General features: G+C 72.3%; 15 protein-coding genes and 1 pseudogene. 7 read left to right on the top strand and 9 right to left on the bottom strand.

The window, feature by feature from the left end:
- The first annotated feature begins 33 nt into the window (after window positions 1-33).
- The 3 genes from OG928_RS27740 to OG928_RS27730 all read left to right on the top strand — a co-directional run bounded on the left by OG928_RS27740 (window position 34) and on the right by OG928_RS27730 (window position 2079).
- Complete coding sequence (locus OG928_RS27740) at window positions 34-540, top strand: Lrp/AsnC family transcriptional regulator (protein WP_406288618.1); 507 nt, start codon at window positions 34-36, stop codon at window positions 538-540.
- A gap of 163 nt (window positions 541-703) precedes the next feature.
- Window positions 704-1249: a sigma-70 family RNA polymerase sigma factor gene (locus OG928_RS27735; RefSeq protein WP_406288615.1), complete on the top strand. Its 546-nt coding sequence runs from the start codon at window positions 704-706 to the stop codon at window positions 1247-1249.
- Complete coding sequence (locus OG928_RS27730; protein ID WP_406288613.1) at window positions 1246-2079, top strand: anti-sigma factor family protein; 834 nt, start codon at window positions 1246-1248, stop codon at window positions 2077-2079. Before OG928_RS27735 ends, OG928_RS27730 begins: the two co-directional genes overlap by 4 nt.
- A 161-nt stretch (window positions 2080-2240) precedes the next feature.
- On the opposite strand, the gene OG928_RS27725 is transcribed toward OG928_RS27730, so the two are convergent.
- Window positions 2241-2942 carry a transcriptional regulator gene (locus OG928_RS27725; protein WP_406288611.1) on the bottom strand — a complete coding sequence of 234 codons (702 nt, stop codon included), beginning with the start codon at window positions 2940-2942 and terminating at the stop codon, window positions 2241-2243.
- 194 nt (window positions 2943-3136) lie between these two features.
- On the opposite strand from OG928_RS27725, the gene OG928_RS27720 reads away from it, so the two are divergent.
- Entirely contained in the window at window positions 3137-3640 is a 504-nt protein-coding gene (locus OG928_RS27720) for a DinB family protein (RefSeq protein ID WP_406288609.1), read from the top strand.
- Window positions 3641-3732: 92 nt separating this feature from the next.
- Here OG928_RS27720 and OG928_RS27715 read toward each other — a convergent pair whose 3' ends face one another.
- The 3 genes from OG928_RS27715 to OG928_RS27705 form a co-directional block, all read right to left on the bottom strand.
- A complete protein-coding gene (locus tag OG928_RS27715; protein WP_406288606.1) occupies window positions 3733-4248 on the bottom strand; it encodes a hypothetical protein in 516 nt (171 codons plus the stop codon).
- Entirely contained in the window at window positions 4245-4868 is a 624-nt protein-coding gene (locus OG928_RS27710; protein ID WP_406288604.1) for an RNA polymerase sigma factor, read from the bottom strand. Before OG928_RS27710 ends, OG928_RS27715 begins: the two co-directional genes overlap by 4 nt.
- A gap of 92 nt (window positions 4869-4960) precedes the next feature.
- Window positions 4961-5452 (bottom strand): LAETG motif-containing sortase-dependent surface protein, encoded by a 492-nt coding sequence (locus tag OG928_RS27705; RefSeq protein ID WP_406288601.1) that lies wholly within the window; start codon window positions 5450-5452, stop codon window positions 4961-4963.
- A gap of 417 nt (window positions 5453-5869) precedes the next feature.
- On the opposite strand from OG928_RS27705, the pseudogene OG928_RS27700 reads away from it, so the two are divergent.
- From OG928_RS27700 to OG928_RS27690, 3 genes and pseudogenes are all read left to right on the top strand, one after another.
- Window positions 5870-6424: pseudogene (locus OG928_RS27700) on the top strand (TetR family transcriptional regulator); the annotation flags it as partial.
- Between the two features lie 282 nt (window positions 6425-6706).
- Entirely contained in the window at window positions 6707-7330 is a 624-nt protein-coding gene (locus tag OG928_RS27695; protein WP_406291264.1) for an ATP-dependent Clp protease proteolytic subunit, read from the top strand.
- Window positions 7331-7499: 169 nt separating this feature from the next.
- Window positions 7500-7895, top strand: coding sequence for a RidA family protein (locus OG928_RS27690; protein WP_406288598.1), 396 nt, complete (start codon window positions 7500-7502; stop codon window positions 7893-7895).
- A gap of 107 nt (window positions 7896-8002) precedes the next feature.
- Here OG928_RS27690 and OG928_RS27685 read toward each other — a convergent pair whose 3' ends face one another.
- The 5 genes from OG928_RS27685 to OG928_RS27665 all read right to left on the bottom strand — a co-directional run bounded on the left by OG928_RS27685 (window position 8003) and on the right by OG928_RS27665 (window position 12674).
- Complete coding sequence (locus OG928_RS27685; protein ID WP_406288596.1) at window positions 8003-8452, bottom strand: group II truncated hemoglobin; 450 nt, start codon at window positions 8450-8452, stop codon at window positions 8003-8005.
- 120 nt (window positions 8453-8572) lie between these two features.
- On the bottom strand, window positions 8573-9235 hold the full coding sequence (locus OG928_RS27680) for a response regulator (RefSeq protein WP_406288593.1): 663 nt from the start codon (window positions 9233-9235) through the stop codon (window positions 8573-8575).
- Between the two features lie 5 nt (window positions 9236-9240).
- Window positions 9241-10509: a sensor histidine kinase gene (locus OG928_RS27675; RefSeq protein ID WP_406288590.1), complete on the bottom strand. Its 1269-nt coding sequence runs from the start codon at window positions 10507-10509 to the stop codon at window positions 9241-9243.
- Between the two features lie 73 nt (window positions 10510-10582).
- On the bottom strand, window positions 10583-11710 hold the full coding sequence (locus OG928_RS27670) for an acyltransferase (RefSeq protein ID WP_406288588.1): 1128 nt from the start codon (window positions 11708-11710) through the stop codon (window positions 10583-10585).
- Window positions 11703-12674, bottom strand: coding sequence for an alpha/beta hydrolase (locus OG928_RS27665; RefSeq protein ID WP_406288585.1), 972 nt, complete (start codon window positions 12672-12674; stop codon window positions 11703-11705). The genes OG928_RS27670 and OG928_RS27665 overlap by 8 nt, the downstream gene beginning before the upstream one ends.
- Window positions 12675-12895: the final 221 nt, after the last annotated feature.

The raw sequence follows: 12895 nt of genomic DNA, 5'->3' as shown, positions 1-12895 counted from the left end.
GGTCCACGACGTTGGCGAAAACAAGGAGTACGGGTGTCCAGGCAGCTCGACGACATCGACCACGCCCTGCTTCGGGCACTCAGCAACGACGGACGGCGAACGGTCCGCGCGCTCGCGAAGTCCGTGGACCTGTCCGAGCCCGCGGTCCGTGATCGACTCCAGCGGTTGGAGCGCGACGGCGTGATTCGGGGCTACCACGCCGACTTCGCCCCCGAGAGCGTGGACGCCGGCACCGCCGCGTTCGTCGCGCTCCGGTTCGACGCCGGCGGCCGGGAGGCGCGCGATCAGGTCGACGCGGCGCTGCGCCGCGAGCCGTGCGTGCTGGAGGTACACGAGGTCGCGGGCCAGGACTGCTACTGGATCAAGGTCCGAGTGGCCTCGACCACCGCCCTCGCCGAGGCGTTGGACCGGATCCGCGCGATCCCGGTGATCCGCGGCACCGGCACCACGATCGTGCTCCGCACCGTCTTCGAACGTCCACTGCTGTCCGGCGAACCGGGGAACGAGCCGGACGAGGAGCCGGACCCGGCCGGCGCCTGAGTCGGCGCCGGGGTCGGCGCCCGAGTCGGCGTCGTGGCGGGCGACGCGCACCCGGCGTGGAGCCGAGCCGTGGACGGCGTCGGGCGCGGCCCGCTTAGCCCATATGGTGTTGCCTGTTCCGGGATCTCGGATCACGGCTACCGGGCGAGGAGGCCGAACGGAGATGACCGATGTGGACGCACCGGGGTCGGAGGGCGGGACATCGGATGACGAGACGAAGTTCGTCACGATGCTCTATCGCGAATACTCGCGACCCCTGTTGGCCGTCGTCTCGCGCCTGAACGGCGGGGACCGTCAACGAGCCGAGGACAGCGTGCAGGAGGTCCTGGTCAGGGCCTGGCGAAACCGCGAGCGGCTCGACCCGTCGGCGCCGCTGCTGCCGTGGCTGGTCACGGTCGCCCGCCGGCTCGTCATCGACGAGCAGCGGGCCCGTTCGGCCCGGCCGCCGGAGGTCGGCGACGAGCCGTTGGCGGCGCTGCCGACCGGCGACGAGGTCGATCGGCTGCTGCGCTCGGTCGTGGTCGGCGACGCGCTCGACGCGCTGTCGGCATCGCACCGGGAAATTTTGATCGAAACGTTCTTCCGCGACCGTACTGTCAATCAGGCGGCCGACGTACTCGGCATCCCCGCGGGTACTGCGAAGTCGCGGGTGTACTACGCACTTCGCGCGTTGCGGGTCGTCCTGGAGGAGAGGGGTGTTTCGGCATGACCGTCCAACCCGAGCACGCCGATGTCGGCGCGTACGCGCTCGGCCTGCTGGAGGCGGCCGATCGGGACGCGTTCGAGGAGCACCTCGCGACGTGCGATCGGTGCATCGAGGAGTTGGCCGACTTTTCCGGCATGGCCACGCTGCTGACCGAGTTGCGTTCCGAAGACCTGTACGAGCTGCCTCCGCCGGTCGGGGAACCCGAGCGGTCGGCCGGGCCGGTCCGGCCGATCGCGACCGCCCCGGTGGTCGAGGCCGCTCCGGTGGTGGAGGCCGCTCCGGTGGTGGAGGCCGCTCCGCCGGCGCGATCGCCTTCGGAGACCGGGTCCGCCCCGGTGACCGATCTCGCCGCGCGGCGGGCCGCCCGGCGGACGCCACGGATGTTCCTGGTCGCCGCCGCGTGCGTCGCGCTGCTCGTGGTCGGTCTCGGCGGGGGTCTGCTCGCGGGCAAGGCGTGGTTCGAGGACGACTCCTCCTCGACCGCACCGAGCGCGACGGAGGCCATCTTCGCGACCGGCCAGAACATCCGGGTGACCAGTCCCACGACGGGTGCGGTCGCGCATCTGGGCCTGGAGAGCAAGGGGTGGGGCACCAACCTCGCCCTGGAGTTGTCCAACGTGCGCGGCCCGCTGCGGTGTTCGCTGGTCGCGGTCGGCAAGGACGGCAAGGAACAGCAGGTCTCGACCTGGATGGTCCCGGCCAAGGGCTACGGCGTGCCGGGGTCGGAGGCGCCCCTGGTCGTGCACACCGGCACGTGGACACCCAAGGACCAGCTCGCGCGCTTCGAGGTACGCACGACGGACGGCGCGACGCTGGTCAGCGTTCCGGTGTAGCCCGATCGTCCCGGCCGCGGCGGTCCGGGAACCGGAAGCATCGGGCCGGGAAAGGGTCCCGATGCCCCGTCGACTGTCCGACGGGGCATCAGGACCGGGTTGCGTACGGGCCTCGGACCGAATGCCGTGCCGGACACCGGGACCGGGTGCTCTCGTACGGATTACGCGAAGCGTCCCTGCAACAGCCATACGCCCGGCGCCCCCGGGTCCGCGACCGGATCGCCGAGCAGGCCCCAGAAGCGCTCGACCACGGCGGCTCGCGGCACGTCGGCGACGTCCATGCCCTCGGGGAAGACCGAGCTCAGCGCCTCGAGCACGTCGCCGATCCGCTTGCGTCGCAGGCCGGTCAGCCGGGTGATGTCCGGCAGCCGGGTCTTCCAGCGGCCGACCACGGCCTCGGCCAGCAGGCCCTCCAACTCCGGACCCACGCCGGAGACTTCGGCGAGGTCGCGCATCGACAGGCCGAGGGCGCGGACCAGGAATCCGGTGCGCTCCTCGTCGGCGCGCCACTTGTTGGCGCGTTCGAGCCGGGCGTAGCCGACTTCCTTCATCCGCACGCGGTTGGCGAGTTCGGGGCGGGTAAACCCGGCCGCGATCCGGTGGTCCTGGAGGTTCGTCGGTCGCCCACCCATGAGTTGGCCGATGGGGACGACCAGGGATTTGGCGAGGGCGCGCAGTTCGGCTTCGTTCGGTCGTTCGGTCCCGGCTTCCCACTGGGCCACGGTCGACGGCAGGACCCGCAGCTCGTACGAAGCCAATGTCGCGGCCACACGCTCGCAGGTAAGCGCCATCACCCCCCGGGCGGTGGCGGCTGCGGACGGCGAGAACGCCGGTCGGACATCGAGGTCATTGGGGTCGGTCACGCCGCAAGCATAGAAACCAAAGCCGGCGCTGTGGAGTCGACCATGGATCGACGCGGCTCAGCGGCTCGGCCGCGGCTTCGTCACATGGCGCGGCAGGGCCGGCGCGATCCACCGGAGCACGTCCGCCTCGACGTCGCCGGGGTTGGTCCGGCCGTGTTCGACTTCCGCGGGAAGATCGCAGATCATCGTCCCCGATGACACGAACCGATACACCGCCCACCGGCGACGAGCGCGCCTCGCTGACCACGTTCCTCGACTACGTCCGGAGCACGGCCCGGTCCAAGTGCGAGAGCGTTTCCGCCGACGACGCTCGCAACGCACCGCTCCCCGGCTCCCCGCTGATGACCCTGTGCGGGTTGATCGGCCACCTCCGCTGGGTCGAGTACTACTGGTTCGAGGTGATGTTCCTCGGCCGGGAGGACGAGGGCCCGTGGACGGACGAGGACCCCGACCGCGAAATGCGGATCGCGCTCGACGTCCCCCTGGCGGACCTGCTCGCCGAGTACGAGGCGCAAAGCGCGCGCTACCGCGAACTGGTGGCCGACACCGACCTGGATACCCCGGCGAAGCGCCCGTTCCGCGACGGCCGCCACCCCAACCTCCGCTGGGTCCTCCTGCACCTGATCGAGGAGACCGCCCGCCACAACGGCCACCTCGACGTGATCCGCGAACTCACCGACGGCCGAACCGGTAGGTAGACGCGGCGGCCCACCGGAAGCCGTCGTCCCTCTGCCCCACCCGCCGTGGGCTCGCCCGCGATCGCCACAGGCGTCGGTGTCGGGGGCGGTCCTCAGCGGACCGAGCGCGGTGGCGCACTTCGTGATGGCGGGTCGGGGGTGATCCGGCGGCCGGTCGGCAGGGTTGCGGGGGTGGCCGAGGTGGCGCTCGAATCGGTCGGGGCGGTCGGGCGTTCCGTCGCCGCCGGCGAAGCCGGAGGTGCGGGGGGCGTGGGGGGCGTGGTGGGCGTGGTGGGCGTGGCCGCGGCCGTTGACGGGGGCGCGGTCGTCGCCGTGGCCGCGGGAGCCGGGCCGGCCGGCGGTACGGTCACCGGACGGGGCTCGTCCGCGGTCGTGGTCGTCAGCGCCCAGCCGACCGCCGCCAAGGCGAGTGCCGCCGCCGGAACGGCCAGACGCAACGGGACGCGGCGCCGGCGTACGGGCGGGTCGGGCAGCGGTACCTCGCGGGCTCGCAGTGTCGCCGGGGTCACCGCTTCGGCCCGTCGACCCAGCCAGTCGCGCAGTTCGGCCTCGAGGGCCGAGTGGTCGTCGGTCCCCGACCGCTCGGGCGCACCGCCGTGTCGGGTCACGCGTCGTCCTCCAACAACTTGTGCAGCGCGGTCAGCCCGCGACTCGCGGTGGATTTCACGGTGCCGGACGGGATGCCCAGCGTGCCGGCGATCTCGACCTCGCTGAGGTTCTCCCAGTAGCGCAGCACCAGCACCTCGCGTTGACGCCTCGTCAGCAGGCCCAGGGCGTGCCGTAGTCGCCGGTCGCGTTCGGCGCGCAACGCGTCGTCCTCGGGCGAGGCCACCGGTGGGGCCACGGGCGGCACCCACGCGCGGGCGGTCCGCCGCCGGCGCAGCACCGACCGCGCGCCGTTGACGACGCAGCGCCGCAGGTACGCGGGCGGGTCGTCCAACTCCCCCAGCCGCGCGCCGTGCCGCCGGAACGCCGCCGTGAACGCCTCCTGGACGACGTCCTCCGCGGTCTCCTGGTCGTCGACCAGGAGCGTGGCCAGCCGCACCAGCCGCATCCGGTGCGCGTGGTAGAGCTGCGTCATGGTCGGCGGCGGCTCGCCGACCTCCCGGGTCCGGCGGCGGAACAGGCCGAAGACGCGCCGTCGGGGCGGGGCGGCCTCGCCGGACGGCGCGGCGAAGGCCGGGCTCGGCTCGTGCCGACCCCGGACGTGTGACTCCTGGATGGTCATGAACTCCTCGGACCCGTACCGGTGGGGCGATCGCGGGACCGGCCGGCGGGCCCGGAACAGTCACGTCCCGGGCCCGCCGGCCGGTTCCGGCGTCAGGCCGCGACGCGACCGCGGCGCCGGGCGAAGACAACCGTTCCGGCACCGAGGACGAGCAGCACCGCGCCGCCGCCGATCAGCATCGCGGTCTTGTCGCTACCGCCGGTCTCGGCCAGTCGGCCCTCCGGCGCCGGGGTCGGGGTGACCGACCCGGCGTTCGGCCGAGCCGGGTCACCCGGCTTGCGGGCCGAATCCGCGGGCTGCGGAGGGTTGGTCGGAGTTACCGACGCGTTCCGCTCCGCGGTGGGGGGCGTGGGCTGCGGTGCCCTGGGCGTCGGGGGCGTCGGGGCGGTCGAGGGGACCCGGTCGGCCGAGACGGGCGTCGGATTCGACGGCGCCGGCCCGTCGGCGGCGACGGCCGCGGTCTGGGGCAGCAGCGCGAGCGAGGCGGCCAGCACGAAGCCGGCACCGATCACGCGACCGGCCCGAACGCGGGCGCGACCGGCCGTGGGGGAAGCGGACGTGCTGCGCTGGGGAGGAATGAACACCGTTCTCCTTGCGGGACGTCGAACGGACCACCGTCCGAAGACGGCGGTCGCCACCATTCGGTGACGGACATCCAGACGCGCGAGTCCTCCCCGGGTTCCCGATCTCGGCCATCTTTTTTCGGCGGGCGGCACGGCCCTGGGGCAACCCCGTTGCGCGGGGCCCGCGGAGGCCATTGTCGAGACTCCCGGTCTCGGCAAGAAGATAGGCCGACACCATGAATCCCGACGACGCCGCCCGCACCGAGCGCACACCGGTCGGGGCCCGAACGGACGGACACCACCGACACCGACTGACCGCGAGGCGATTCCGCTGAGGGCTTATCCCTCCCGCTTGTGAGGAGTTGATGGAATGACACAGACTTTCATCATGACAGTCGATCCCATTCGGGGATCGACCCGACCGGGGAGCACGACACCGTGAGCGGTGAGGAACTGCGGGCCCGCAGGCGGCGCGAGACCCGTGCCGAGATCCAGGCCGCGGGGATTCGCCTGTTCACCGAGCAGGGCTACGCCGACGTCACCGTCCAGCAGGTCGCCGAGGCGGCCGGTATCTCGTCCAGCACGTTCTTCCGGCACTGCGCCACGAAGGAAGACATCGTGTTCTGCGACGACGAGGACGACGCCCGGATGGCCGAGTGCTTCCACCGCCAGCCCGCCGACCTGCCGCTACTGGAGGCGGTCCGGCGCGGCTACCGCGAGGGCTACGCGCAGTTCTCGAACCAGGGGCTGCTGCTCGACCGGTTGCGACTCGTCTACCGGACACCCGAACTGCGCGCCGCCACCTGGGAATGGCACACCCGGGTGATGGCCGCCCTCATCCCGTGGCTCGCCGGCCGGCTCGGGCTCCCCGACACCGACCTGCGGGTCCGCACGCTGACCGCCGTCTGCGTCGGCACGGCCGGTTCCGCGACCGAGGCGTGGGTGGACGGCGACGGCGCCGAACCCCTCGCCGATCTCATCGATCAGGCTTTCGACAACACCCGTTCGGCCTGGGCCGAGCAGGACCCCTCCACACGTGATCACCTTCGCCGTCAGCCGACGGTCGCGGATCGAACATCGACGATCGAGCCGCCCCGAGGGCCGCGCCCCGAGTCCGAGTCCACCTCGAACTCCCGGTCGGACCAGGCAACGAACCGCACATCGACCTGCACTTCGAAAAGCACATCGAAAATCAGGCGTCGAGGCTCGACGGACGAACGACGACGAAGGCGCGCACCGGAGGTCTCACCGAAGGGAAGCGACATGCAGGCAGCGATGCTCACCACCCCCGCGCCACTCACGCCGGAGGCCGCGGCCGACATCCCCGGCGGATTCGGCGACCAGGTGTACAACAGACTGTTGGGCGAACGAATCATCTTCCTCGGCAAGGAGGTCGACGACGACATCGCCAACCGGATCACGGCCCAGCTCCTGATGCTGGCCGCCGCGTCCGACGAGGACATATACCTGTACATCAACTCACCCGGCGGCTCGATCACCGCGGGCATGGCCGTCTACGACACCATGCAGTACATCCGCAACGACGTCGTCACGATCGCCATGGGATTCTGCGCCTCCATGGGCCAGTTCCTGCTCACGGCGGGCACCGCCGGCAAGCGGTTCGCGCTCCCGCACACCAAGATCCTGATGCACCAGCCCTCGGCGGGCCTGGCGGGCTCCGCGACCGACATCCGGATCTACGCCGAGCAGCTCCTGCGCACCAAGCACGAGATGGCGGACCTGATCGCCCGACACTCCGGCCAGTCCATCGAGACCATCACCCGCGACTCCGACCGCGACCGGTGGTTCACCGCGACCGAGGCGAAGGAGTACGGACTGATCGACGCGGTGATGGACGCCCCGGCCGGCATCCCGGGCACCGGTGGCCCGGCGGCCTGAGCACCCGGTCCCGGCCGCGCCGACACGCTTCGTCGACCCGGCCGGGCACCCCGCCACGAGAGGACACGGGCCGGCCGTCCCACCGTTCGGACGAATGGCACCGCCGGGAATGATCCGGTGCGCTTCGTCCCTGTACCTCACGACCAACCGCTTCGGAGGGACGCCGACCATGTCGCATCGCATCATCAACCCCGCCGGCCTGCACGATCCGGTGCATTTCGGGTACAGCCACGTGGCCGTGGCGTCCGGGGAGCTCGTCTTCGTCGCCGGACAGTACGCGTCGGATGCCGACGGACATGTCACGACCGACGACTTCGCCGAACAGGTGGAGGAGTCGTTCGGGAATCTGCGGATCGCGTTGGACGCGGTGGGGCTCGGGTTGGAGCACATCGTGCAGTTGCGCACCCACATCGTCGACCACGACTCCGACAAGCTGTCGATTCTCGGCAAGGCGATCGGCGAGATCTGGGGCGCCCGGCCGCCGACGCAGACACTCAGCGGGGTGGCGTCGCTGGCCCTGCCCGGGATGCTCTTCGAGGTGGACGCGATCGCGGTACGCCCCTGACGACGAGCCGGGTGGGGGTGGATCGCGGGCGGCGCACCCCCACCCGGCGAAGGCGTCGGTCCTGCCGATCCGTCGAGCCGGCGCGCCGCTCCCCGCCACTCGTCGGGCTACTCCGTCGCGGTCGGCCAGTTCCACATGGGGACCTCGCGGAGGGGGTGCAGCTCGGCGTCGGTCGTGGCGTGCGAGTTCTGTACGGCCACGTGTGAGCCGAACTCGACGTGGGAGCGCAGGGCTTCGCGAAAGGGGCCGTCGTCGGGCAGGCCGGCTTCGTCGGCGGCCTCCATGTACAGGTCGACGAAGCGCTGTCGCTGGTCCTCGGAGATGCGCAGGCCGCGGTGCACCGAGATCAGATGCATGAACCCGCCCATGCTGCGGGAGAAATCGTCCGGACCGCCGAAGGTCTCGGCGGTGAAGGCGGTCAAGTGCTCGATGTGTTCGGGGCGTTCATGACCCAGCAGCGGTTTGATCAGTGGGTCGTTCGTGAATTTGGCATAGAAGACCTCGATGAATCGGCGGAGACCCTCGTGTCCGCCGGCGTGCTCGAATAGCGTCGCCATGTGTACCACCCCACACGCCCGTCACGGCGGGTGTCAACGGCCGACAGCCGGCGCCGGATGACACTTCGGTAACATCCGGCCCCCTCCCTCGTCCCGTCCCGGCTTGCCCGTCCCGCGACCTCAGTCGCCCACCCGCCGCACGCCGTTCTCGTACGCGAAGACCGCCGCCTGCGTGCGGTCGCGCAGGTTGAGCTTGGTCAGCAATCGGCTCACGTGCGTCTTGACCGTCTGCTCGCTGAGCACCAGGTGCGTGGCGATCTCGGCGTTGGACAGCCCCTGCGCGATCAGCGTCAGGACCTCGGTCTCCCGCTCCGTGAGCCGGTCCACGCGCCCGTGCGGCGCCCCGCTCGGGCCGCCGAGGCGGGCGAACTCGGCGATCAGCCGGCGCGTCACGGTCGGCGCGAGGAGCGCCTCGCCGGCGGCCACCACCCGTACCGCGTGCGCGAGCTGGATCGCGGAGGCGTCCTTGAGCAGGAAGCCGCTCGCACCCGCCCGCAGCGCCTCGTACACGTACTCGTCCAGGTCGAACGTGGTCAGCACCAGGACCCGCGTCGTGGCGCCCGCGTCGGCGGTGATCTGCCGGGTCGCCGCGAGCCCGTCCAGGACCGGCATCCGCACGTCCATCAGGACCACGTCCGGGCGCAGCGCCGCGACCTGCTCGACCGCGTCCCGCCCGTCCACCGCCTCGCCCACGACCTCGATCCCGGGCTGGGCGCCGAGCAGGACCGAGAAGCCCTCGCGCACCATCATCTGGTCGTCGGCGATCAACACCCGGATGGCCATCCCCGTCACAGCTCCTCGGTCGGCAGGAAGACGGCCACGTGATAGCCCCCTTGAGGAGTATGCCCGGCTTCGAGGGTGCCGCCGATCATGGTCGCGCGTTCGCGCATGCCCAGCACCCCGTGGCCCGAACCGTCGCGCGCCGGCGGCACCGGGTTGGGCGGCGGCTCGTTGCGCACGCGCAGTCCGACGCCGGTGGGCGCGTACTCGACCTCGACCCGCACGAGCGCGCCGGACGCGTGTCGCAGCGCGTTGCTCAGGGCTTCCTGGGCGATCCGGTACGCGGACAGGTCGACGCCCTGGGACAGTCGGCGCGGGGTGCCGACGAGGACGCTCTCGACCGTCATGCCGGCCGCGCGGACGTTCTCGATCAGCTCGGGGAGCCGGTCCAGGGTGGGCTGCGGAGCGGGTCGGCCCTGGCCGTCCAGCTCGGCGCCGCTCTCCCCCTCGGCGCGCAACAGACCGAGTACGCGCCGGAGTTCGGCCAGCGCGTCGACCGCGTTGGTGCGGATGGTGCCGAAGCTCTTGACCAGTTCGGGCGGCGGGTCGGCGACCCGATAGGGCGCGGCCTCGGCCTGGATCGCGATCACCGACATGTGGTGCGCGACCACGTCGTGCAGCTCGCGGGCGATCCGGGCGCGTTCCTCCAGGAGGGCCCGCCGTTCGCGTTCCACCGAGGTCAGGTCGGACTGTACGGCCAGCTCGCGGCGCGCGTCGGTACGGCCGCGCAGCGCGACCACGACGATCATCACCGTCGCGGTCAGCAGCGCGACCACCGGCATGGTGCCCCAACCGGAGGGGTCTTGCCGGGCGTTGCGCACCAGCACCACGCCGAGCAGCGCGGTGATCGCCCACGTCTCCGCGACCACGCGCACGGGGGTGTGGAAGGCGACGTAGGCCATCACGACCACCTGCGCGACGACGCCCGACGCGGTCCACGGCCACTGCACGTGGTCGTGGCCGATCTGCTCGCCGGCGAAGGCGCTCGCCAGGGTCGCGCCCAGCGACATCCACCACGCGAGCAGCGGGCGCTGCGGCGCGAGCAGGATCGGCACCCCCACGGCGAACCCCAAGGCCGCGGCCAGGCCGCCGGAGACCCCGGGGTAGCCGGCCAGGACCCCCCCGTGGGTGCCCACGACGATGACCGCCGTCAGGAAGAGCAGGCCGCGCGCGACCACGCGGCCGTCGAAGGGGGCCGGTGGTCGGTCGGTCCGGATCCGGACGTCGAAGAGGTCCTCGCGCAGGGCGGCCAGACCTCGACTTGCTTTCGAGCTCACCCCGAACACGCTACGGCCGGTGACGACGCCCGACGTCCCCACCCCGAGTGAAACCGCGAGTCACTCTCAGGAGCTACGACCGGGCCGGCCGGGCCCGCCGGGCGCCGGTCTCCCACCGGTGGAACAGCCCCCACAGGGCGAGCAGGACGGCCGCGAACACCGGCATCCAGCCGATCCGGGCGAGCACCCACAGCGGTCCGTCCGGCACGGTGCCCAGGCCGACCACTCCGCCCGCGCCGATCCCGCCGGCGGTGACCGCGAGCATCGCGCTCTGGTGCCACAGGAACACCGTCATCGCGGACAGGTTGACCATCGCGACCGCTGCCCAGACGCCGGGGTGCCGGGTGAGCGCCCGCCGCAACGGTGCCCTGAGCAGCAGCGCGAGCCCGCACTGCGCGATCCCGAACGCGACCGCGGCGAGCGTGGGCGGGTTGAGGTTGGAGATCGCCTCGCCCGGTATGCCGACCATGCTCACCGGGTAGCCGCACCAGAGCATCAGCCCGGCACACGCGAGCGCGCCGCCCGCGAGCAGCGCGGCGCCGCCGCGCTCGATCCGCGCGCGGTCGGGGCCGGCCCACAGCGCGCCGAGGCTGTACGGGACGAGCCAGCCGGCGAGCACGTTGACCCAGCCGAGCGCGGCCGGCCCGTCGGCGGCGAACCGGGTGAGGTCCACCACCGCGACCGCCGCGATCGCGAGCACCGGTCCGGCCCGGCCGAGCCGGACCACCAGCGGGGTGAGCGCGGTCAGGCCCGCGAAGACCAGCACGAACCACAGGGGGGACAGGACGAGCTTGCCGAGCGTGTACAGGCTCTCGCCGCCCACGAAGTCGTAGAGCACGGCGCCGAGCGCGGTCCACACCGCGAGCAGCACCGCGATCGGCCGGCCGAGCCGGATCATCCGGTGCCGGGCCCACGACCGGTATCCGTCCGCCCGCGCGTAGGACTGCGCGGCCACGTACCCGCCGACCAGGAAGAACACCGCGAGCGGCTGGAGCAGCCAGGTCACCGGCGCGTACTCGGGCAGGTGCCGCAGGGGGCTGTCGGTCTGCCAGTGGGCGGTGCCCGCGTACACCGCGGTGACGATCCAGTGCCCGAACACGACGCCGAGGATCGCGAACGCCCGCAGGCCGTCCACCTCCCGTTCGCGGCCTGTGGGTGTGCCGGCCTCGATCCTGCGGACCAGCGTGCCGAGATCAGCCATGGGTCACCTCCGTGGCGCGGCCGCGCGCGATCAGCGCGAGGTTGTGCAGGGACGGCCCGCCGGGCCGCAGGTAGTCCGAGTGACCGCCGCCGCCGACCGCGAAGTCGCGCGCGCCGAAGCCGTCCTCGGACGGGTCGGCGCCGAAGCCGATGGTGGTGCCGAAGAACGGGATGCGCACGTTCGGGACCCAGTCGATCCAGTCCGAGCCGCCGCGTCCGGCCCACACCCGGGCGCCGGTGCCGAGGTCGTCCGCGTCGTCCACACCGAGCCCGGGGCTGCCGAACACGGCCAGGTCGGCGACGTCGATCTCGGAGACCGCCCGCCCGCACACGGTCGAGCCGTACGAGTGGCACAGCAGGGACACCTGCGCGGCGGGCGCGACCGCGTACAACTCGGCGATGAAGCGCCGCAGTTCGCGGGCGCCGGTCTCGGCTCGGCCGGAGGTCAGCACGTCGACGCCGATCGTGGCCGGCGGCGAGTAGCCCAGCCAGGCGATCACCGCCACGCGCGCCGTCGGGTCCTGGGCGCGGATCTCGGCGTACAGCGCGCGGGCGCCGCCGCCCGGGGTCGAATACGGCTTGTCGCCGCGGGTGTCGAAGTGGTCGAGGTCGGAGCCGGTGCCCGGGACCAGGACGGCGATCCGGTCGGCCCCGGCGAGGTCGCCGACCACCTCGACCGCGCGGACCCGGCGGGCGCGGCCGTCGAAGGAGAGGAACTTCCGGGCCGGATCGGCCATCCGGGCGAGCTTGTCGGCGCGCCCCTCGTGTCCGTTGTCCCGGGCCATGCCCGCCGCCTCGGCGATCGCGCGCTGGTTGGCGTCGTATCGCGCATCGAGCGTCGCGGCCGACATCGCCGGCAGGGTCGGCGGCACCGGCGCCGCGGCTTCGGCGACCCCCGCTCCCGGTCCGACCAACGCCCCGGCGATCAACGCCGCGACCAGGCCCATCCGCAGCCGACCGTGCATGTCCCGCTCCCGTCCTCGAGGTTCAGGACACGAAGCTAGAAATCAGGGTCCGTAGCCTGCGTCGCACCACGGGGTGCACTTGGCGGGTAGCTCTCCAGGACTACCCGGGTGACCCGACGCGGGTCCGGGAACGCCGAATGACCCGGGGGCACCTGACCCCGGGTCACCTGATGTGGCATCACTCCACGCGGCGCGGCGGCGCGGCGGCACGTCACTCGGCT

This window comes from Embleya sp. NBC_00896 (assembly GCF_045207785.1).
Classification (GTDB): Bacteria; Actinomycetota; Actinomycetes; order Streptomycetales; family Streptomycetaceae; genus Embleya.
This window is presented reverse-complemented; position numbering and strand designations above follow the sequence as displayed.

What these genes read in the sequence shown, in the direction of transcription:
- OG928_RS27695 (WP_406291264.1), top strand. Translation starts at nt 6,707, where the DNA reads ATGCTCACCACCCCCGCGCCACTCACGCCGGAGGCCGCGGCCGACATC.
- OG928_RS27710 (WP_406288604.1), bottom strand. Translation starts at nt 4,868, where the DNA reads ATGACCATCCAGGAGTCACACGTCCGGGGTCGGCACGAGCCGAGCCCG.
- OG928_RS27720 (WP_406288609.1), top strand. Translation starts at nt 3,137, where the DNA reads ATGACACGAACCGATACACCGCCCACCGGCGACGAGCGCGCCTCGCTG.
- OG928_RS27680 (WP_406288593.1), bottom strand. Translation starts at nt 9,235, where the DNA reads ATGGCCATCCGGGTGTTGATCGCCGACGACCAGATGATGGTGCGCGAG.
- OG928_RS27730 (WP_406288613.1), top strand. Translation starts at nt 1,246, where the DNA reads ATGACCGTCCAACCCGAGCACGCCGATGTCGGCGCGTACGCGCTCGGC.
- OG928_RS27665 (WP_406288585.1), bottom strand. Translation starts at nt 12,674, where the DNA reads ATGCACGGTCGGCTGCGGATGGGCCTGGTCGCGGCGTTGATCGCCGGG.
- OG928_RS27690 (WP_406288598.1), top strand. Translation starts at nt 7,500, where the DNA reads ATGTCGCATCGCATCATCAACCCCGCCGGCCTGCACGATCCGGTGCAT.
- OG928_RS27685 (WP_406288596.1), bottom strand. Translation starts at nt 8,452, where the DNA reads ATGGCGACGCTATTCGAGCACGCCGGCGGACACGAGGGTCTCCGCCGA.
- OG928_RS27670 (WP_406288588.1), bottom strand. Translation starts at nt 11,710, where the DNA reads ATGGCTGATCTCGGCACGCTGGTCCGCAGGATCGAGGCCGGCACACCC.
- OG928_RS27735 (WP_406288615.1), top strand. Translation starts at nt 704, where the DNA reads ATGACCGATGTGGACGCACCGGGGTCGGAGGGCGGGACATCGGATGAC.